Below are 21,431 nucleotides of genomic sequence, written 5' to 3'. Positions count from 1 at the left end.
TGGTTTCTCCCGCTTACCAAACAATGCTTTGCCCTTTCCACAATGATTTCCTGAAAACTATTAGCCGGATCAATTAAAACGTTCGCAATCCGTGCAATTCGCACTTCTGGCTCCTTCCATTGAGCGACTCCGCTCACACTTATTAAGAAACGTAATCTGATAACCAGAAATTAGAATTCCGGCCTCTCCCTCGATGCTTTAAAACCTTACCTATCGAATTTTTCACAGTCACTTATGACAGGCGTGCATCCGTTTTTCTGCCACGCTGCTTCCCAAAAATTCCAGCATTCAGAGGGCATTAGAATGAAAATTAGTGACGGTAACTGGCTTATCCAGCCCGGGCTCGCGCTCATCCACCCGGTGCAAGTGTTTGATGTGGAGCAGCAGGGTAACGAGATGGTGGTGTACGCCGGGATGAAAGATGTCAGCGAACGCGCGGGGCAACTGGATACGCCGCTGTTTACGCTGCGCTTCTTCTCGCCGCAGGAAGGTGTGGTCGGGGTACGTATCGAGCACTTCCAGGGCGTGGAAAATAAAGGCCCGCATTATCCGCTCAATGTGTTGAGCGATGTAAAAACTCAGATGCAAAACACCGAAGCGTTTGCCGAGTTGAAAAGCGGCAATCTGAGTGTGCGCGTCACGAAAGGCGACAACTGGGCGCTCGATTTCCTGCGCGATGGCGTGCGCATCACCGGCAGTGCGGTGAAGAACAACGGCTATGTGCAGGATGCCACCAGCGGCAACACGCATATGTTTGAGCGCCTGGATTTGGGCGTTGGCGAAACAGTTTACGGCCTCGGCGAGCGCTTTACCGCGCTGGTGAAAAACGGCCAGACGGTGGAAACCTGGAACCGCGACGGTGGCACCAGCACCGAGCAATCCTACAAAAACATTCCGTTCTACCTCACCAACCGTGGCTACGGCGTGCTGGTGAATCACCCGGAATGTGTCTCCTTTGAAGTGGGTTCCGAAAAAGTCTCCAAAGTGCAGTTCAGCGTCGAAGGTGAATACCTCGAATACTTCGTGATCGACGGCCCAACGCCGAAAGCGGTGCTCGACCGTTACACGCGCTTCACTGGCCGCCCGGCGCTGCCGCCTGCGTGGTCGTTTGGCCTGTGGCTCACCACTTCATTTACCACCAATTACGACGAAGCGACGGTCAACAGCTTTATCGACGGCATGGCGGAACGCAACCTGCCGCTGCATGTGTTCCACTTCGACTGCTTCTGGATGAAAGCCTTCCAGTGGTGCGATTTTGAGTGGGACCCTGTGACGTTCCCCGACCCTGAAGGAATGCTGAAACGCCTGAAAGCGCGTGGCCTGAAAATCTGCGTGTGGATTAACCCGTACATCGGCCAGAAATCGCCGCTGTTCCGCGAAGGGATGGAAAAAGGTTATCTGCTCAAACGCCCGAACGGCGCGGTGTGGCAGTGGGACAAATGGCAGCCGGGGCAGGGGATTGTTGATTTCACCAATCCGGCGGCGTGCGAATGGTATGCAGGCCACCTGAAACGCCTGGTGCGCATGGGTGTGGACTGCTTCAAAACCGACTTCGGCGAGCGCATTCCAACGGATGTGGTCTGGCACGACGGCAGCGACCCGCAGAAAATGCACAACCATTACGCGTTCCTTTATAACGAGCTGGTGTGGAACGTGCTCAAGCAAGAACTGGGCGACGAAGAAGCGGTGCTGTTTGCCCGTTCGGCGTCGGTCGGTGCGCAACAGTTCCCGGTTCACTGGGGCGGCGATTGCTACGCCAACTACGAATCTATGGCGGAAAGCCTGCGCGGCGGGCTGTCGCTCGGCATGTCCGGCTTTGGCTTCTGGAGCCACGATATCGGCGGCTTCGAGAACACCGCTCCGGCGCACGTTTACAAACGCTGGTGCGCATTCGGGCTGCTTTCCAGCCACAGCCGCCTGCATGGCAGCAAATCCTACCGTGTGCCGTGGGCTTACGACGACGAAGCTTGCGATGTGGTGCGTCACTTCACGCAACTGAAATCGCGCATGATGCCGTATCTGTATCGCCAGGCCGCGCTTGCCAACGAGTTCGGTACGCCGATGATGCGCGCCATGATGCTGGAGTTCCCGGACGATCCGGGCTGCGATTATCTCGACCGCCAGTACATGCTGGGTGATTCGGTGATGGTTGCGCCGGTGTTCAGCGAAGCGGGCGACGTGCAGTTTTATCTGCCGGAAGGCCGCTGGACGCACTTACTCACCAACCACGAAGCCCAGGGCAGCCGCTGGCATAAACAGCAGCATGATTTCCTGAGCCTGCCGGTTTATGTGCGTGACAACACGCTGTTAGCGCTCGGCAATAACGACCAGAAACCGGATTACGCGTGGCATGAAGGCACTGCATTCCAGCTATTTAATCTGGACGATGGTCGCGAGGCAATTTGTGAAGTTCCGGCGGCGGACGGTTCGGTGATCTTCACGCTGAAAGTGAAGCGCGAAGGAAACACGCTGACGGTGCAAAGCGATGGCCAGGCGAAAGACTGGACGCTGTGTCTGCGTAACATCGGCAATGTGAAAGGCGTGAAGCAAGGTAAGAGTGCGGCGGGCGAGCACGGCGTGTTGGTGACGCCGGATTCGGCTGAGTCAGGGCTGGTTATCGAGCTTTAAGGTTGGTCTTTCTCCTTCTCCTTTGGGGAGAAGGTTGGGATGAGGGGGAGCGCATTGAAAACCACCCTCACCCTAACCCTCTCCCACAGGGAGAGGGGATCCTAATTTAACCCTTCATCCAAATCCGCAAACCATCGAGGAACATCTGCGTTGCCAGCATCACCAGCACCAGGCCCATCAGGCGCTCGAGTGCATTCACGCCTTTTTCACCCAGCAGACGCAGGAACAGCGACGATTGCAGCAAGATTGCGACGGTGCCGCCCCACGCCAGCAGCAGCGCTATCACTAAATGCCCCATCTGGTTCGGGTACTGGTGCGATAACAACATTAATGTCGCCAACAGCGTCGGCCCGGCAACCAGCGGAATTGCCAGCGGCACGATAAATGGTTCTTCACCCGCAGGCAGGCCGGAGGCGTTGCCTTCGTGGCTTGGGAAAATCATTTTAATCGCAATCAGGAACAGAATAATCCCGCCGGATATGGAAACGCTTTCGGTGCGCAGGTTAAGGAAGGCAAGAATTTTTTCCCCGGCGAACAGGAAAATCAGCATGATGACCAGCGCAATCAGCAGCTCGCGGATCATGATCTTCCGGCGGCGCTTTGGCTCGGTATGCTTGAGCACCGACATAAAAATCGGCAGGTTTCCCAGCGGGTCCATTATCAGGATTAACAATACTGCCGCAGAAATGATTTCGGTCATGAATATAAGTCTCTAATAAGTTGTATTTCTAATAGCTTGCGGATCATTGATTAATTTCACTTGCGACTTTGGTAGCATTTTGTAATGTGGGACATATTCCCTTGAATGCACACAACGCACATCTTTGCAGGATTAGTCGCTATGAAAAATGTTGGTTTTATCGGTTGGCGCGGTATGGTCGGTTCCGTTCTCATGCAACGCATGGTTGAGGAACGCGATTTTGACGCCATTCGTCCAGTTTTCTTCTCCACTTCTCAGCTTGGCCTCGCGGCCCCGTCTTTTGCTGGCCAGACGAACGGCACGCTGCAAGACGCTTACTCTCTGGAAGCGTTGAAGGCACTGGATATTATCGTTACCTGTCAGGGCGGCGATTATACCAACGAAATCTATCCAAAGCTTCGTGAAAGCGGCTGGCAAGGTTACTGGATTGATGCGGCGTCTTCACTGCGTATGAAAGATGACGCAATTATTATTTTAGACCCGGTAAACCAGCACGTTATTCAGGAAGGTCTGAACAGCGGCGTGAAAACCTTTGTCGGCGGCAACTGCACCGTTAGCCTGATGCTGATGTCCCTCGGCGGCCTGTTCGCCAACGACCTGGTTGACTGGGTTTCTGTGGCGACTTATCAGGCGGCGTCCGGCGGCGGTGCGCGTCACATGCGTGAACTGCTGACGCAAATGGGCCAACTGCACAGCCACGTTGCCAGCGAACTTTCCGATCCTGCTTCCGCAATTTTGAACATCGAACGCAAAGTCACCGACCTTGCCCGCAGCGGCAGCCTGCCAACGGATAACTTCGGCGTGCCATTGGCTGGCAGCCTGATCCCGTGGATTGACAAGCAGCTCGACAACGGCCAGACCCGCGAAGAGTGGAAAGGCCAGGCCGAGACTAACAAAATCTTGAATACCGGCACCGTGATCCCAGTTGATGGCCTGTGTGTTCGCGTTGGCGCACTGCGCTGCCACAGCCAGGCGTTCACCATCAAACTGAAGAAAGACGTTTCTCTGCCATCCATCGAAGCGATGCTGGCCGGGCATAACGATTGGGTGAAAGTGGTGCCAAACGACCGCGATATCACTATGCGCGAACTGACCCCTGCGGCGGTTACTGGCACATTGACCACCCCAGTGGGCCGTTTGCGTAAGCTGAACATGGGGCCTGAATATCTGTCAGCCTTCACAGTTGGCGACCAATTATTGTGGGGTGCTGCAGAGCCGTTGCGCAGAATGTTGCGCTTGCTCGCATAGTTACACTTACACACTAAAGGGGCATTGCAGCCCCTTTTTTTTCGCGTCATACATGGAGTGTATGACTTTCAGACATTAATTTTCGGGAGCAAAACAGAGCGTTGGCTATGCTTTATGAAGGACGGTGAAAACTATCCTGAGGAGTTATTGGGCGGAGTTCCTTTTTACAGGCTGCCTATTGGAGTCAACATAACTTTCACCTGAGCGTGTAAGCGTAACGCCGGGCTGAGACATAAAAAACAGGACGAATGCCATGTCTGTTCATCCAGAAAAAGACGTGATAAATGCGCTAATTGCGGGTCATTTTGCCGATCCGTTTTCTCTGCTGGGAATGCATAAAACAAAAGCCGGGCTGGAAGTTCGCGCCCTGTTACCGAATGCGACCGAAGTGTGGATTATCGACCCTAAAACCGGTGGCAAAGTCGGTAAGTTAGAGTGTATTGATTCGCGTGGTTTCTTTTGTGGGGTGATCCCGCGCCGTAAAAATCTTTTCCGTTATCAACTGGCTGTTGTCTGGCATGGCCATGAAAATCTTATAGATGACCCGTATCGCTTTGGGCCGCTGATTCAGGAAATGGATAGCTGGCTGTTGTCCGAAGGCACGCACCTGCGGCCTTATGAAACTCTCGGCGCACATGCCGACACCATGGACGGCGTGACCGGAACGCGCTTCTCCGTTTGGGCACCTAACGCCCGCCGCGTCTCGGTTGTCGGGCAATTCAACTACTGGGACGGTCGCCGTCACCCCATGCGTTTGCGCCGTGAAAGCGGCATCTGGGAACTCTTTATCCCTGGCGCTCATCCTGGCCAACTCTATAAATTCGAGCTGATTGATACCGACGGGCATTTGCGCCTGAAAGCCGACCCGTATGCGTTTGAGTCACAAATGCGCCCGGAAACCGCGTCGCTGATTTGCGGCCTGCCGGAGAAAACGACGCTGAGTCCTGCGCGCCAACGCGCTAACGGCTTCGATCAGCCGATTTCAATTTACGAAGTGCATCTCGGTTCCTGGCGTCGCCATACCGACAATAATTTCTGGCTAAGTTATCGCGAACTGGCAGACCAACTGGTGCCGTACGTGAAAGAGATGGGCTTTACCCACCTCGAACTGTTGCCGATTAACGAACATCCGTTCGACGGCAGTTGGGGTTATCAGCCACAAGGTTTGTACGCGCCAACCCGCCGCTTCGGCACACGTGAAGACTTCCGTTACTTTATTAACGCCGCACATGCTGCGGGCTTAAACGTGCTGCTGGACTGGGTTCCCGGCCATTTCCCGACGGACGACGCGGGGCTGGCGAAATTCGACGGCACATCGCTGTATGAACACGGCGACCCGCGCGAAGGTTATCACCAGGACTGGAACACGCTGATTTACAACTACGGGCGGCGTGAAGTCAGCAACTATCTGGTGGGTAATGCGCTGTACTGGATTGAACGCTTCGGCATTGACGGCTTACGTGTGGATGCGGTGGCGTCGATGATTTATCGCGACTACAGCCGCCAGCCAGGCGAGTGGATACCGAACGATAAAGGCGGGCGTGAAAACCTCGAAGCGATTGAATTCCTACGCAATACCAACCGCATTATTGGCGAGCAAACGCCGGGCGCGGTGACGATGGCGGAAGAATCTACCGACTTTGACGGCGTGTCGCGCCCACCGTCGATGGGCGGGCTGGGATTCTGGTTTAAATGGAACCTCGGCTGGATGCACGACACGCTCGATTACATGAAACTCGATCCGGTTTACCGCCAGTTTCACCACAACAAAATGACCTTCGGCATGCTGTACAACAGCACCGAAAACTTTGTGCTGCCGCTGTCACACGACGAAGTGGTTCATGGCAAAAAATCCATTCTCGACCGTATGCCGGGCGATGCCTGGCAGAAGTTCGCCAACCTGCGCGCCTACTACGGCTGGATGTGGGCATTCCCCGGCAAGAAATTGCTGTTTATGGGCAACGAATTTGCCCAGGGCCGCGAGTGGAACCACGACAGCAGCCTCGACTGGCACCTGCTGGAAGGCGGCGATAACTGGCACCACGGGGTGAAACGCCTGGTACGCGATTTGAACCACACCTATCGCCATCACGCCGCGATGCATGAACTGGATTTCGACAGCTACGGTTTCGAATGGCTGGTGGTCGAAGACAACGTGAATTCGGTGTTTATCTTTGTGCGCCGCGATTCAAAGGGCAATGAAATTATTGTCGCCAGTAACTTCACGCCGGTGCCGCGCTACAACTATCGCTTTGGTATTAACCAACCCGGTCGCTGGCGCGAAGAACTCAACACCGACTCGATGCATTATCACGGCAGCAACGCCGGGAACAGTGGCGCGGTGCAGAGCGATGAGATCCCAAGCCACGGGCGCGAAAATTCCCTGAGCCTGACGCTGCCGCCGCTTTCCACGATTTGGCTGGTTCGGGAGGCTGAATGACACAACTCACCGCCGGAAACTCCGCGCCTTACGGCTCGTTTTATGACGGGAAAGGGGTGAACTTCACCCTGTTTTCCGCCAATGCGCACAAAGTTGAACTCTGTGTGTTTGACGAACACGGTCACGAACAGCGCTACGATTTGCCTGTACGAACGGGCGATATCTGGCACGGTTATCTGCCGAATGCGAAGCCCGGTTTGAAATACGGTTATCGCGTCCATGGGCCGTGGGAGCCGCAAAACGGCCACCGTTTTAACCCGGCGAAACTGCTGCTCGACCCCTGCGCACGCGTGGTGGTGGGCGGAGTTGAACATCATCCCTCTTTGCATGGTGGTCACGACGAGCCGAATCTGGAAGACAGCGCCCCGCACATGGCGAAATGCGTGGTGGTGCAGGACAAATTCGACTGGGAAGATGACGAACACCCGCGCACCGACTGGGGCAGCACGATTATTTATGAGGCGCATGTTCGCGGCCTGACGTTGCTTCATCCGGGGCTTCCCGAAGATATTCGTGGCACTTACGCCGCACTCGGTCACCCGGTGATGATTGCTTACTTCAAACGCCTGGGGATCACGGCGATAGAACTGCTGCCTGTGGCGCATTTTGTCAGCGAGCCGCGCGTTGCCCATTTAGGGTTGAGCAATTACTGGGGCTACAACCCGCGTTCCTTCTATGCCGTCGAAGGTTATTACGCAATTAATCACGACCCGCACAACGCCGCCAATGAATTACGCGGCGCGATTAAAGCGTTACACAGCGCGGGCATAGAAGTGATTCTCGACATTGTGTTGAACCACAGCGCGGAGCTGGATCGCGACGGGCCGACCCTCTCGCTGAGCGGAATCGACAACCGTAGCTATTATTGGTTAATGGACAATGGCGATTACCAGAACTGGACGGGCTGCGGCAACACGCTGAATTTGAGCACGCCAGGCGTGGTCGCCCAGGTAGTTGATTGCCTGCGTTACTGGGTCGATAGCCTGCATGTTGACGGTTTCCGCTTTGATTTGGCGTCGGTAATGGGGCGTACGCCTGAGTTTCGCCAGGACGCGCCATTGTTTGAGGCGATCAAAAACGATCCGGTTTTATCGCAGATAAAGCTGATTGCCGAACCCTGGGATATCGGCGCGGGCGGCTATCAGGTTGGCAACTATCCGCCGCTATTTGCGGAATGGAATGACCATTTTCGTGATGGCATGCGGCGTTTCTGGCTGCGACAAGATCTATCGTTGGGGGGATTCGCCTGCCGCTTCGCCGGATCAAGCGATGTGTATCGCCGTGGTGAACGACTCCCATCAACCAGCATTAATTTAATCACGGCGCATGACGGTTTCACGCTGCGTGACTGCGTCAGCTTCAATCAAAAACACAATGAAGCGAACGGCGAAGACAACCGTGATGGCACCAACAATAACTACAGTAATAACTACGGCTTCGAAGGGCTGGAAGCCTCGCTTTATATCAAAGAACGGCGGCGCGACAGTGTTCACGCCTTGCTCACATTGTTGCTGCTTTCTCAGGGTACGCCGATGCTTTTGGCCGGTGATGAGCATGGTCACAGCCAGCATGGCAATAACAACGCTTATTGCCAGGACAACCAACTGACTTGGCTTGACTGGGAACACTGTAACGATGGCTTAACCACATTTACCGCGGCATTGATTCATCTACGCAAGACGATCCCGGCATTAACCCGGAACGCCTGGTGGGAGGATGGCGATGGCAATGTTCGCTGGTGGAATAAAGAGGCTCAGCCTCTGAGTGCTGACGAGTGGGAAAACGGCGTTCATCGCCTGCAAATCCAGCTTTCAGAACGTTGGCTTATTACGATTAACGCCACCGAAGAAATGGCCGACATCGTATTACCCGAAGGGGAATGGCGTGCTATTCCTCCGTTTGCCGGTGAGGACAACCCGGTGGTGATGGCTGTATGGCATGGTCCCGCGCACGGAGTCTGCGTTTTCCAGAAGTCATAAAAAAAGGAGTCAGTCATGGTTAGGCTTGATAAGAACGATCCTCTGATGTTGGCAAGACAACTGCCAAATAAATCCGTGGCCCTGATTCTGGCTGGTGGGCGCGGTACCCGATTGAAAGATTTAACCTCTACACGCGCCAAGCCTGCCGTCCACTTTGGTGGCAAGTTCCGCATCATAGATTTCGCACTGTCGAACTGCATTAACTCGGGCATCCGCCGCATCGGCGTGATTACCCAATATCAGTCGCATACGCTGGTGCAGCATATCCAGCGCGGCTGGTCGTTTTTCAGTGAAGAAATGAACGAGTTTGTTGACTTGCTTCCGGCCCAGCAGCGAGTACACGGTGAAAACTGGTATCGCGGCACGGCGGATGCGGTGACGCAAAACCTCGACATTATTCGTCGTTACAAAGCGGAATACGTGGTGATCCTTGCGGGCGACCATATCTACAAGCAAGATTACTCGCGCATGTTGATTGACCATGTTGAAAAAGGCGCGCGCTGTACCGTGGCGTGTATGCCGGTGCCGCTCCATGAAGCGTCGGCGTTTGGCGTAATGGCGGTAGACAACGAAGAGAAAATTATCGAATTCGTTGAGAAGCCCGCTAACCCGCCGTCCATGCCGGGCGACGATACCAAAGCGCTCGCCAGTATGGGTATCTACGTTTTCGATGCCGATTACCTGTACGAACTGCTGGAAACTGACGACAAAGACGAAAACTCAAGCCATGACTTCGGGAAAGATATTATCCCGTACGTGATGAAATCAGGCTCGGCGTTTGCCCACCCGTTCCCACTTTCCTGTGTGCAATCAGACCCGGATGCCGAACCGTACTGGCGCGACGTTGGTACTCTGGAAGCCTACTGGAAAGCCAACCTCGACCTCGCCTCGGTAACGCCTGAACTGGATATGTACGACCGTGACTGGCCGATTCGCACCCACATGGAACCGTTGCCTCCGGCGAAATTTGTGCAAGACCGCTCCGGCAGCCACGGCATGACACTGAACTCGCTGGTTTCTGGCGGCTGCATTATTTCCGGCTCGGTAGTGGTTCAGTCGGTGTTGTTCCCACGAGTGCGCGTTAACTCGTTTTGCAATATTGATTCGTCAGTATTGTTGCCAGACGTCATCGTCGGGCGTTCGTGCCGTTTACGCCGCTGCATTATCGACCGTGCCTGTGTCATTCCAGAGGGCATGGTAGTTGGGGAAAACGCCGAAGAAGATTCACGCCGTTTCTACCGTTCCGAAGAAGGCATTGTGCTTGTGACGCGGGAGATGCTGGCGAAACTGCCGGGCTAATTTACCCGTCATACTTCAAGTTGCTGGTGCGTTGGCTGCGTTTGCTCTCCCGAATCACTTACTTTAGTAAGCTCATCGGGACTCACTCTCTTGCCGCCTTCCTGCAACTCGAATTATTTAGGGTAACGTACAGATTGTTGGATTGACCTTCGCGCGGCAAGGGTCGCGCGTTGTATTTTTATCGTTTGGCGTCCATCTGTTCACGCCACGACTTTCCATATGGGAGCGATAATGCAGGTCTTACATGTATGTTCTGAAATTTTTCCACTGCTGAAAACGGGTGGCCTGGCGGATGTGCTTGGAGCACTCCCGGCGGCACAAATTGCCGGTGGCGTTGAGACGCGAGTCTTGCTGCCTGCTTTCCCTGACATTCGTCGTGGCATTGTTGATGCGCAGGTTGTCGCACACCGTGACACCTTCGCGGGTCATATGACTTTGTTATATGGCCACTTCAACGGAGTGGGGATTTACCTCATTGACGCTCCACATTTATACGACCGCCCTGGCAGCCCGTATCACGATACCAATCAGTTTGCTTACACCGACAACGTGCATCGTTTTGCACTGTTGGGGTGGGTAGGCGCTGAAATGGCATGTGGTCTGGATCCCTTCTGGCGCCCGGATATTGTGCATGCGCATGACTGGCATGCGGGTCTGGTTCCAGCCTATTTAGAGGCGCGTGGACGCCCGGCAAAGTCGGTATTTACCGTCCACAACCTGGCTTACCAGGGGCTGTTTTACGCCCATCATATGAATGAAATTGATCTGCCGTGGTCGTTCTACAACATCAACGGCCTGGAGTTTAATGGTCAAATTTCATACTTGAAAGCCGGTCTTTACTATGCTGATCATATTACGGCGGTCAGCCCGACATATGCCCGTGAAATAACCGAACCGCAGTTTGCGTACGGCATGGAAGGGCTGCTGCGCCAGCGCCACCGTGAAGGTCGTTTGTCTGGCATCCTCAATGGCGTGGACGAAAAAATTTGGGACCCGGCTCATGACTTGCTTCTGGCTGCGCGTTACACCCGCGACACGCTGGAAGAAAAAGCTGAGAACAAACGCCAGTTACAGGTGGCGATGGGGTTAAAGGTGAATGACAAGGCACCGTTGTTTGCGGTTGTAAGTCGTTTAACCAGCCAGAAAGGTTTGGATTTAGTGCTCGAAGCGTTGCCAGGGTTGCTTGAGCAAGGTGGGCAACTGGCGTTATTAGGCGCGGGCGATTCCGTTATGCAGGAAGGTTTCCTGGCGGCAGCGGCCGAACATCCAGGGCAAGTGGGCGTGCAAATCGGTTATCACGAAGCCTTCTCGCACCGCATTATGGGTGGGGCGGATGTGATTCTGGTGCCGAGTCGTTTTGAGCCTTGTGGCTTAACGCAATTGTATGGCTTGAAGTACGGCACTTTGCCGCTGGTACGGCGTACAGGTGGGCTGGCAGATACGGTATCGGATAGCTCGCTGGAAAACCTCGCTGACGGTATCGCCAGTGGATTCGTGTTTGAAGACAGTAATGCCTGGTCGCTGTTACGAGCGATTCGGCGTGCCTTCGTGTTGTGGTCTCGCCCTTCGCTGTGGCGATTTGTTCAGCGTCAGGCAATGGGCATGGATTTTAGCTGGCAAGTAGCGGCGCACTCCTACCGCGACTTGTACCAACGTTTGCTGTAGACATCCACCAGGAATCACCGATATGAACGCACCCTTTTCCTATGCTTCACCGACGCTCAGTATTGAGGCTTTAAAGCACTCAATCGCCTATAAACTGATGTTTACGGTTGGGAAAGACCCGGCTATTGCGAACAAGCATGAGTGGCTGAACGCCACATTATTTGCGGTTCGTGACCGGCTGGTAGAACGCTGGCTGCGTTCAAACCGTGCTCAGCTTTCCCAGGAAGTCCGCCAGGTTTACTATCTGTCGATGGAGTTTTTGATTGGCCGAACCCTTTCTAACGCACTGCTTTCATTAGGCATTTATGAAGATGTCAAAAACGCGCTGGAAGAAATGGGGCTGGATCTTGAAGAGTTGATTGACGAAGAGAACGACCCCGGCCTCGGCAATGGCGGGCTTGGTCGTCTCGCCGCCTGTTTCCTCGATTCCCTCGCAACACTCGGCTTGCCTGGCCGTGGTTACGGTATTCGCTATGACTACGGCATGTTCAAACAAAACATCGTTGATGGTCGCCAGAAAGAGTCGCCTGACTACTGGCTGGAATACGGTAATCCGTGGGAATTTAAGCGCCACAACACGCGCTACAAAGTGCGCTTCGGCGGGCGTGTGCAGATGGAAGCCAAAAAATTCCGCTGGGTAGAAACGGAAGAAATTTTAGCGGTAGCGTATGATCAGATAATCCCTGGCTACGATACCGATGCCACCAACACGCTGCGTTTGTGGAATGCGCAGGCAAGTAGCGAAATCAACCTCGGTAAATTTAACCAGGGCGATTACTTCGCGGCGGTGGAAGATAAGAACCATTCGGAAAACGTATCACGCGTGCTCTACCCGGATGACTCGACCTATTCAGGCCGCGAGTTGCGTTTGCGTCAGGAATATTTCCTGGTGTCCTCCACCGTGCAGGACATTCTCAGCCGCCATTACCAGCTGCATAAAACCTACGACAACCTGGCGGATAAAATCGCCATTCACCTCAACGACACTCACCCGGTATTAGCGATTCCTGAACTGATGCGTTTGCTGATCGACGAGCATAAGTTCACCTGGGAAGATGCGTTTGAGGTTTGCTGCCAGGCCTTCTCGTATACCAACCACACCTTAATGAGTGAGGCGCTGGAAACCTGGCCAGTGGACATGTTAGGCAAAATTCTGCCGCGCCATTTGCAAATCATCTTCGAGATTAACGACTTCTTCCTGAAAACCTTGCAGGAACAACATCCGAACGACACTGGTTTGTTGGGGCGCGCCTCGATCATTGACGAATCAAATGGTCGTAAAGTCCGTATGGCGTGGCTTGCGGTGGTGGTGAGCCACAAAGTGAATGGCGTTTCTGAGCTGCACTCCAATCTAATGGTGCAATCGCTGTTTGCTGATTTCGCTGCTATTTTCCCGATGCGTTTTTGCAATAAAACCAACGGTGTCACTCCACGTCGCTGGCTGGCGCTGGCAAACCCGCCGTTATCAGAAGTGCTGGATGAAAACATTGGTCGAACCTGGCGTACCGATCTCAGCCAGTTAAACGACCTGAAGCAACATATTGATTATCCGACGGTGCATCAGGATGTGCGTAAGGCGAAGCTTGCCAACAAGAAGCGCCTGGCAAGTTATATCGGCCAGCAGCTAAATGTCGTGGTGAATCCGAACGCGTTGTTTGATGTGCAAATCAAACGTATTCACGAATACAAACGCCAGCTGATGAACGTGCTGCACGTTATCACGCGCTATAACCGCATCAAAGCTGACCCGACGGCTGATTGGGTGCCACGCGTGAATATCTTCGCCGGTAAAGCGGCGTCGGCCTATTACATGGCGAAGCACATCATTCATCTCATCAATGATGTAGCGGCAGTGATCAATAACGATCCGGACGTGAAAGATCGTTTGAAAGTGGTGTTCATTCCGAACTACAGCGTGAGCCTGGCGCAGATCATTATTCCGGCGGCGGATCTCTCGGAACAAATCTCTCTGGCGGGAACCGAGGCTTCCGGCACCAGTAACATGAAGTTTGGTCTGAATGGCGCGCTGACCATCGGCACGCTGGACGGTGCAAACGTCGAAATGCTGGAACACGTTGGCGCGGATAATATCTTTATCTTTGGTAATACGGCGGAAGAGGTCGAAACGCTGCGGCGTAAAGGCTATAAGCCGCGTGAATACTACGAGCAAGATGAAGAGCTGCATCAGGTGCTGACGCAAATCGGTGCCGGGACGTTTAGCCCAGGCGAACCGACGCGTTACCGCGACTTGTTAGATTCACTGATTAACTTTGGTGACCACTATCAGGTGCTGGCGGATTACCGCAGCTATGTGGATTGCCAGGACAGGGTAGATGAGCTGTATCGCCAACCGGAAGAGTGGACGATTCGCACCATACACAATATCGCCAATATGGGTTATTTCTCGTCAGACAGGACGATTCAGGAATACGCCGATGAGATTTGGAATATTAAGCCAGTGAGATTGTAGGTTTAAAAATTCCCCTCACCCTAACCCTCTCCCCAATGGGGCGAGGGGACTGGCTGGGTTTTCTCCCTCTTCCAATGGGGCGAGGGGACTAGCTGGGTTTTCTCCCTCTTCCAATGGGGCGAGGGGACTAGCTGAGTTTTCTCCCTCTCCCTGAGGGAGAGGGCCGGGGTGAGGGTTGTTCAGCACAACTCCAACTGCACATTATTCTCGGCAATCACCTGCATCACCCCTGCGGGCGGCATCACATCGGTGTAAACCTGATCGACAAGGCTAATACTGCCCAGATTCACCATTGCATTTCGGCCAAACTTCGAGTGATCGACCACCAGCATCACGCAGCGTGAGTTTTCAATAATCGCGCGTTTGGTACGCACTTCATGATAATCAAACTCAAGCAGCGAGCCGTCGCCGTCGATACCGCTGATCCCCAGAATGCCGAAATCCAGGCGGAACTGAGAGATAAAATCGAGCGTCGCTTCGCCAATAATCCCGCCGTCGCGGCTGCGTAATTCGCCGCCTGCCAGAATAATGCGGAAGTCCTCTTTCACCTTCAGCGTGTTCGCTACGTTCAGGTTGTTAGTCACCACGCGTAAATTGCTGTGGTTCAACAACGCGTGCGCCACGGCTTCCGGCGTGGTTCCGATATCGATAAACAGCGTGGCACCGTTCGGAATTTGGCTGGCAACCTTTTGCGCGATGCGCTCTTTTTCCGCCGTTTGCGTCGCTTTTCGGTCATGCCACGGCGTATTCACGGAACTCGAAGGTAACGCAGCGCCACCGTGATGGCGCATGATCAGGTTCTGGTCTGCCAGATCGTTCAGATCGCGGCGAATGGTTTGCGGGCTGACCGCAAACTGCTCCACCAACTCTTCGGTGCTCACATAACCTTGTTTTTTAACCAGTTCGACAATCGCATCATGACGTTGTGTTTGCTTCACGCTGTTTTATTCTCCTGAAATGCTATGTTCGTTTTCGCGCATGCAAAGTATCAACCAGCGCCATCGCCAGGCCAACAACCAGGCCGGTGATATGTGCGGCGTTGGCAATCGACATTCCTAAAACATCGAAAAATCCTATCACAATCCACAATAACGCAAAGCCCATCAGGCCGCGCTGCATATAGATGCCGCTGTCGGGGTCGCGTTCGCCGCGCAGCCAGACATAACCCATCAGCGCATAAACCACGCCGGATAAGCCACCAAACAACGGGCCGCCGAATTTCGCCTGCACGAAACCGCTCAACAGTGCCGAAACCAGCGTTAAGGTAATGAGTTTACCGCTGCCGAGGCGCTTTTCCACCGGGCCGCCGAGATACCACCACCACAGCAAGTTAAACGCGATATGCATAATAGAAAAGTGCATCAACGCATGGCTGAAATAGCGCCACAGTTGGTAGTCCAAACTCTCTTTATACGGCCAGGCAAGCCACACCATCACGGCGCGGTCGCCCATCACTTGCATCATCAGGTAAACCAGCACGCAGGCGGCCATAATCACCATCGTGAATGGGCCTGCTTTCTGCGTAATGGTGGCGAGGAAAGGGTAGCGCTGGTAACGCAAACCGCTGCCGGTGTGGCCGGTATTCCAGCTTGCAGCCAGATAACGCGCATCACCTGGATTGGCGAGGAACTGTTCAAGCTCAGCACGAACACGAGATTCCTGGCTGTCGTTTGCCAGCCAGACGTCGGTTTGTTCATGTTGTTGAATCGTGAGGATAATCCCCTGCGTCGCCATATAGTCTACAAATGCCTGCGCGACTCGCGGGTTGGCAAACGAGGTAATCATGATCATAAGGTTTCAACTAAATCCGTATAAAAAAAATGATTATACCTGCAACGCCACCATTTCCTGACGACTTAAGACGCGCCGTGTTCGACTTCTGAAGGGAAATGGCGATGCCAGGCGTCAAAACCACCATCGACGCTATACACCTGGTCATAACCCTGTTGCAGCAGATACTGCGCCGCACCTTTGCTGCTATTGCCGTGATAACACATCACCATCACCGGCGTTTCAAAATCGGTTTGCTGCATAAAGGCAACTAAACGGTCGTTCGTCAGATGAAACGCGCCCGGCGTGTGGCCCATCGCAAAGCTCTGCGGGTCGCGAATATCAACTAACACAGCCAGTTTTTGCTGCAACTTCTGGTGCGCTTCTTCCACACCAATACACTCAAAAGTTTCCATGGATTTGCTCGTGATTTTATTGAATCGGCTAGTGCCATATTAAGGGAATCTCCCCTCTGGCCGCTGATATTAACGTCATTATGTTATCCATATCACGCAGTAATGTTTTTTTTTTCGTTACAAACCGCGCGTACTCTTGCTAGTATGAGCGATAACGAACATATTTGAACTTTAACGAAAGCGTGTGAGGGCAACATGGAAACTAAAGATCTGATTGTGATTGGCGGAGGAATTAACGGGGCAGGTATCGCCGCTGACGCCGCAGGCCGTGGTTTATCCGTGTTGATGCTTGAAGCTCAGGACTTAGCCAGCGCCACTTCTTCCCAAAGCTCGAAACTTATCCACGGCGGCTTGCGCTACCTGGAACATTACGAGTTTCGTCTGGTGAGCGAAGCCTTAGCCGAGCGCGAAGTGTTGCTAAATATGGCACCGCACATTGCCTTCCCGATGCGTTTTCGTTTGCCACATCGCCCGCATCTACGCCCGGCGTGGATGATTCGTATCGGTTTGTTTATGTACGATCATTTGGGTAAACGCACCAGTTTACCAGCGTCTACCGGTTTGCGTTTCGGTGCAGATTCAGTGCTAAAACCGAATATCGTGCGCGGTTTCGAATATTCTGACTGCTGGGTAGACGATGCCCGCCTGGTTTTAGCAAATGCACAGATGGTGACGCGTGAAGGCGGCGAGGTGAAAACCCGTACCCGCGCAACCCGCGCCCGCCGTGAAAACGGCATGTGGATTGTCGAAGCACAGGATATCGACACCGGCGAAACCTTTACCTGGCGTGCTCGTGGCCTGGTGAATGCCACCGGCCCGTGGGTGAAAAACTTCTTTGATGACGGACTGGAACTGCCTTCGCCATACGGTATTCGCCTGATTAAAGGCAGCCATATTGTGGTGCCGCGCGTGCACAACCAGAAGCAGGCTTACATTCTGCAAAACGAAGATAAGCGTATCGTATTCGTGATCCCGTGGATGGACGAGTTTTCTATTATTGGCACCACCGATGTGGAATATCAGGGCGATCCGAAAGCTGTTCACATCGATGACAACGAAATCAACTACCTGCTGAATGCGTATAACGCGCACTTTAAAAAGACGCTGAGCCGCGACGATATCGTCTGGACTTATTCCGGCGTGCGTCCGCTATGTGACGATGAATCTGATTCGCCGCAGGCCATCACGCGTGATTACACGCTCGATATTCACGACGAAAATGGCAAAGCGCCGTTGCTGTCGGTGTTTGGCGGCAAATTGACGACCTACCGTAAACTGGCTGAACACGCGCTGGAAAAACTGAAAGGCTATTACCCGAAAATGGGGCCAGCCTGGACCAAAGGCAGCACCTTGCCGGGTGGCGATATTCATGGCGACCGCGATGATTTCGCAGCCCAATTACGCCGTCGTTATTCGTTCCTGAGCGAAAGCCTGGCGCGCCGTTTCTCACGCACTTATGGCAGCAACAGCGATTTGATTCTGGCCGGAAAAACCAGCATTGCCGATTTGGGTGAGGATTTCGGGCATGAGTTTTATGAAGCGGAGTTGCGTTACCTGGTTGAACACGAGTGGGTGCGCGGCGTGGATGATGCCATCTGGCGTCGGACTAAGTTAGGGATGTGGTTGACGAAAGAGCAGCAGGCGCGGGTGGCGCAATGGCTGGAAAAGCGTAACGGGAAGGCGCATTTGTCACTGGCTTCTTGAGTTTTTTGCCCTCACCCCGACCCTTTCCCACAGGAGAGGGGGACACTGAATTATTCCCTCTCCCTCAGGGAGAGGGCCAGGGTGAGGGTTGTCTAAACCCCATACCCCATCATTTTCAATAATTTCTGCGCATGCTGCACCGCATCCTGACGGTGCGCGACACCCAGTTTCTGATACAAATTACGAATATGCGTTTTAATCGTCGTGGCCGCCACATCCAGCTCCCCGGCGATTTGCTCATTGCTGTATCCCGAATAAATCAGCCCCAACACTTGCCACTCGCGCTGCGTCAGCGGGCTGGTGCGGATTAACTCCGGCACTTCAGGGTGATTGAGTAAACGGTTAACAAAGTTCTCGTCAAAGTGTGCGAACTTATGGCGGTGATGCTGGTTTATCTCACGCAAAATACGCTGCGCACGATGCTGATCCAGCTCCGGCAAAGTATTGAGTTGAATCAACTGGCGCAACTGCTGCGCCATCGCTTCCCCTTCAATTACAAAATGGCTGATAAACCCGGTGCGGTTTGCCAGCGCCAGCGCTTCGAGCAACACGCGTTGTGCATCACTTTTACGCCCGGCCTGCCAGTAAAGCTGGTTCAACAGCAGCAAGTTGCGGTTGAGGTCACTCATCAAACGCAGGCTGCGAGCGTTTTCGTTTAACTCTTCGAGCACCATTTCAGCGGGTTCGAAATCACTCAGCAAAATTTGTGCGCGAGCAATATTGCGCCATTGGCTTTGCAGGAAATGGTTATTGGCAAATTCTGGTTTCGGCGTCAGGCGCAGCCAGTTGGCGGCAGATTTTTTATCCCCCGTCATTTGCCAGTAAATCACCCGCACTTTGTCGGCGTTGGAAACCCAGTCGCTATGGAACGCGCCGTTACCGAGTAAGTTTTCCAAGCGGTTCAAGTGATTACGTGCGTTATCTAAATCGCCACGAGCTAATGAACATTGCACTAACAGCGCCAGGCACTGCAATTGCTGCTGCGGCTGGTAGCCAGAAAGCACTTCCAGACCCCTGCGCGTCGTCGCTTCAGCTTCATCGAGGCGCGACCACGCCCAAAGCAGCTGCGCACGAATACGCAGTAAAAACTCATGCAGCGGGAGTTGCTCTAAATGTTGCTCTTCAATCAGCGCAAAAGCTTTTTCCTGGGATTCCCAGGCCGATTGCAGGAAGCCTTGCGCCAGTAAAATTTCACTCTGTTGGCATAAGCCCCAAAGTGCGTAATGCCACATATCATGGCGGCGCGCCATTTGTTCGGTTTGCTGCATCACGGAGAGCGATTTGGTCAGCTCGCCTTTGCAATGCAGCACTTCGCCGTGAACGGAGGTTGCGACAATACGACTGTAATAACTGGCAAGGGGAAGCGTGTCGAGGGCGATCATCGCCAGGCGTTCGGCTTCTTCCGGGTTACCGTCGTTAATCGCCACCTGGGCTCGTAACGCATTGAATTCGCCATGCATGGTGTCGTCCATCACGACATCCATTTCTTGCTCGGCACGTGCCAGAAGGGTGTTCACTTCGCTGTAACGATGCTGGCTTTGCATCAGCCAGGCTTGCAACAACACAAGCTTAGGATTCTCCAGCAAACTCTCCCACGGCAGCGCTTTCAGGGATTCTTCCAGTAACGCTAATTCGCTATGGTTAAACAGCGCCCAGGCGTGGTTGAGCAAAATATCCCGCAGCAAAGTCGCATCGCCTGCGGCTAACGCGTGGTGAATAGCCTCGCTCGGGAAGCCCTGTGCCATCCAGCTTTCCGCAGCGGCACGATGAATTTCCGGCAGCTCTGTCGCCAGTTCCCACTGGCAACGCTGGCGCAAGAAATTGCCAAACAACGGGTGGAAGCGGAACCATTCGCCGCTGTCGTCCATTCGCTGAATGAATAAGCCCTGGCGTTCTGTCTCTTCCAGGCGCATCTGGCCGTTTTCTTCGCCAGTAACACGCACGATTAGCGCATCGTTCATCGAGCGCAGAATCGAGCTACGCAGCAGGAAGTTACGGGTTTGTGCATCGACATTATCCAGCACTTCATCGGCCAGATAGTCAGATAAATGGCTGGCGTTAATGCCTGAAAGTCGGCGTGCGGAATGATGCGCCGAGGAATTACTGTTCTGCCTGGCAGAAAGCGCGATCAGTTGCAGCGCGGTCGCCCAGCCTGCGACATCGTCACACAGGCTATTGCTTTCGACATGTTCGAGTGGGGAATTCAGGCGATGGTCGAAAAACTGTTTCGCTTCGTGGTGCGTAAAAGCAAGGTGTTGGCTGCCGATTTCCAGCAGTTGATCGCGCACGCGTAAGTTGGCGATACCCAACTGCGGCAAATTGCGCGACAACACCACCAGCGTCAGGTTTTCCGGCTGGTGGCGAATGAAAAAGCGCATTGCTTCGTGGATCACCGGGTTGGTAATCAGATGGTAATCATCAATCACTAAAAATAGCGGGCGATGCCATTCCACCATTTCGATAAACAGCTGGGCGAAGAGTGCGGTCAGGCTCGAATACTGGCGCTTTTGCACCATCACTTCGCTGGTGACGCAATGGCCCGAAGTGGCTTGTTGAATAGCTGCTATTAAATAGCTGGCGAAACGTTCTTGCTGGTTATCACCCTCATCCAGAGAGTACCAACCAAGCTCATTTTTCCCTGCCGCCCACTGCGAAACTAGCGTTGTTTTTCCATAACCCGCTGGGCTGGTGATCAGTGCCAGTCGATAGTTATTGGCTGTCGATAATTTCATCAATAGCCGGTCGCGGACCACTGTATTTTCCAGACGTACTGGACGACTTAATTTGGAGGGAATCAGCATGGTCTGTCACTTCACTGTGTATGAAATATACCCGTCGCCCTTCAAGATTCAGGGTTGTTGGCCGCTCTCATTCACCCGAATCACTTACTTGAGTAAGCTCATCGGGATTCATTCGATTGCCGCCTACCTGCATCTTGAAGTTGCTCGGGTATATGTACGAATATGATTTTTTTTACGCTTCGTAATTAATGCTTACTACAAAGTAGTCCAGATTGAGGGTTATTGCAAGATTGTTGAGGATTTGGGGCCTTGTAAGTTGCTCCTGGTCACAATTCTATTCATTAGATGAATCCATCTTGAATAGTTACTGT

At 53.5% G+C, this 21,431-nt stretch carries 13 protein-coding genes; 8 read left to right on the top strand and 5 right to left on the bottom strand.

Going from position 1 to position 21,431, the window contains the following annotated elements:
• Positions 1-303: 303 nt before the first annotated feature.
• Positions 304-2,628 (top strand): alpha-xylosidase, encoded by a 2,325-nt coding sequence (gene yicI, locus D6029_RS16510; protein WP_120065841.1) that lies wholly within the window; start codon positions 304-306, stop codon positions 2,626-2,628.
• Between the two features lie 106 nt (positions 2,629-2,734).
• On the opposite strand, the gene D6029_RS16505 is transcribed toward yicI, so the two are convergent.
• Complete coding sequence (locus D6029_RS16505; RefSeq protein ID WP_120065840.1) at positions 2,735-3,328, bottom strand: YhgN family NAAT transporter; 594 nt, start codon at positions 3,326-3,328, stop codon at positions 2,735-2,737.
• Positions 3,329-3,469: 141 nt separating this feature from the next.
• On the opposite strand from D6029_RS16505, the gene asd reads away from it, so the two are divergent.
• The 6 genes from asd (at position 3,470) to glgP (ending at position 14,429) form a co-directional block, all read left to right on the top strand.
• Entirely contained in the window at positions 3,470-4,576 is a 1,107-nt protein-coding gene (gene asd / locus D6029_RS16500; protein WP_120065839.1) for an aspartate-semialdehyde dehydrogenase, read from the top strand.
• A gap of 253 nt (positions 4,577-4,829) precedes the next feature.
• Positions 4,830-7,016 (top strand): 1,4-alpha-glucan branching enzyme, encoded by a 2,187-nt coding sequence (glgB, locus tag D6029_RS16495; protein ID WP_120065838.1) that lies wholly within the window; start codon positions 4,830-4,832, stop codon positions 7,014-7,016.
• Positions 7,013-8,995 carry a glycogen debranching protein GlgX gene (gene glgX / locus D6029_RS16490; RefSeq protein ID WP_120065837.1) on the top strand — a complete coding sequence of 661 codons (1,983 nt, stop codon included), beginning with the start codon at positions 7,013-7,015 and terminating at the stop codon, positions 8,993-8,995. Before glgB ends, glgX begins: the two co-directional genes overlap by 4 nt.
• Before the next feature lie 15 nt (positions 8,996-9,010).
• Complete coding sequence (glgC, locus tag D6029_RS16485; protein ID WP_120065835.1) at positions 9,011-10,294, top strand: glucose-1-phosphate adenylyltransferase; 1,284 nt, start codon at positions 9,011-9,013, stop codon at positions 10,292-10,294.
• 231 nt (positions 10,295-10,525) lie between these two features.
• Positions 10,526-11,959 carry a glycogen synthase GlgA gene (gene glgA, locus D6029_RS16480; protein ID WP_120065833.1) on the top strand — a complete coding sequence of 478 codons (1,434 nt, stop codon included), beginning with the start codon at positions 10,526-10,528 and terminating at the stop codon, positions 11,957-11,959.
• Positions 11,960-11,981: 22 nt separating this feature from the next.
• Positions 11,982-14,429: a glycogen phosphorylase gene (gene glgP / locus D6029_RS16475; RefSeq protein ID WP_120065831.1), complete on the top strand. Its 2,448-nt coding sequence runs from the start codon at positions 11,982-11,984 to the stop codon at positions 14,427-14,429.
• Between the two features lie 179 nt (positions 14,430-14,608).
• On the opposite strand, the gene D6029_RS16470 is transcribed toward glgP, so the two are convergent.
• The 3 genes from D6029_RS16470 to glpE form a co-directional block, all read right to left on the bottom strand.
• On the bottom strand, positions 14,609-15,367 hold the full coding sequence (locus D6029_RS16470; protein WP_120065829.1) for a DeoR/GlpR family transcriptional regulator: 759 nt from the start codon (positions 15,365-15,367) through the stop codon (positions 14,609-14,611).
• 22 nt (positions 15,368-15,389) lie between these two features.
• The gene (glpG, locus tag D6029_RS16465; protein ID WP_120065827.1) at positions 15,390-16,220 is read right to left on the bottom strand and encodes a rhomboid family intramembrane serine protease GlpG; all 831 of its coding nucleotides are present in this window, start codon (positions 16,218-16,220) and stop codon (positions 15,390-15,392) included.
• A gap of 65 nt (positions 16,221-16,285) precedes the next feature.
• The gene (glpE, locus tag D6029_RS16460; RefSeq protein WP_120065825.1) at positions 16,286-16,615 is read right to left on the bottom strand and encodes a thiosulfate sulfurtransferase GlpE; all 330 of its coding nucleotides are present in this window, start codon (positions 16,613-16,615) and stop codon (positions 16,286-16,288) included.
• 195 nt (positions 16,616-16,810) lie between these two features.
• Here glpE and glpD point away from each other — a divergent pair, with 195 nt between their 5' ends.
• A complete protein-coding gene (gene glpD, locus D6029_RS16455) occupies positions 16,811-18,319 on the top strand; it encodes a glycerol-3-phosphate dehydrogenase (protein ID WP_120065823.1) in 1,509 nt (502 codons plus the stop codon).
• Positions 18,320-18,411: 92 nt separating this feature from the next.
• On the opposite strand, the gene malT is transcribed toward glpD, so the two are convergent.
• Positions 18,412-21,120, bottom strand: coding sequence for an HTH-type transcriptional regulator MalT (gene malT / locus D6029_RS16450; RefSeq protein ID WP_120065821.1), 2,709 nt, complete (start codon positions 21,118-21,120; stop codon positions 18,412-18,414).
• Between the last annotated feature and the right edge of the window lie 311 nt (positions 21,121-21,431).

The sequence above is a fragment of the Buttiauxella izardii genome, assembly GCF_003601925.1.
GTDB lineage: Bacteria > Pseudomonadota > Gammaproteobacteria > Enterobacterales > Enterobacteriaceae > Buttiauxella > Buttiauxella izardii.
The sequence above is the reverse complement of the archived record's forward strand: the minus strand, read 5'-3'. Positions and strand labels throughout refer to the sequence as shown.

Excerpts from the sequence above, each read along its gene's own strand:
- glgX (WP_120065837.1), top strand. The coding sequence starts at position 7,013 with ATGACACAACTCACCGCCGGAAACTCCGCGCCTTACGGCTCGTTTTAT.
- glpD (WP_120065823.1), top strand. The coding sequence starts at position 16,811 with ATGGAAACTAAAGATCTGATTGTGATTGGCGGAGGAATTAACGGGGCA.
- glpG (WP_120065827.1), bottom strand. The coding sequence starts at position 16,220 with ATGATCATGATTACCTCGTTTGCCAACCCGCGAGTCGCGCAGGCATTT.
- asd (WP_120065839.1), top strand. The coding sequence starts at position 3,470 with ATGAAAAATGTTGGTTTTATCGGTTGGCGCGGTATGGTCGGTTCCGTT.
- malT (WP_120065821.1), bottom strand. The coding sequence starts at position 21,120 with ATGCTGATTCCCTCCAAATTAAGTCGTCCAGTACGTCTGGAAAATACA.
- glgP (WP_120065831.1), top strand. The coding sequence starts at position 11,982 with ATGAACGCACCCTTTTCCTATGCTTCACCGACGCTCAGTATTGAGGCT.
- glgA (WP_120065833.1), top strand. The coding sequence starts at position 10,526 with ATGCAGGTCTTACATGTATGTTCTGAAATTTTTCCACTGCTGAAAACG.
- glgB (WP_120065838.1), top strand. The coding sequence starts at position 4,830 with ATGTCTGTTCATCCAGAAAAAGACGTGATAAATGCGCTAATTGCGGGT.
- yicI (WP_120065841.1), top strand. The coding sequence starts at position 304 with ATGAAAATTAGTGACGGTAACTGGCTTATCCAGCCCGGGCTCGCGCTC.
- glpE (WP_120065825.1), bottom strand. The coding sequence starts at position 16,615 with ATGGAAACTTTTGAGTGTATTGGTGTGGAAGAAGCGCACCAGAAGTTG.
- glgC (WP_120065835.1), top strand. The coding sequence starts at position 9,011 with ATGGTTAGGCTTGATAAGAACGATCCTCTGATGTTGGCAAGACAACTG.
- D6029_RS16505 (WP_120065840.1), bottom strand. The coding sequence starts at position 3,328 with ATGACCGAAATCATTTCTGCGGCAGTATTGTTAATCCTGATAATGGAC.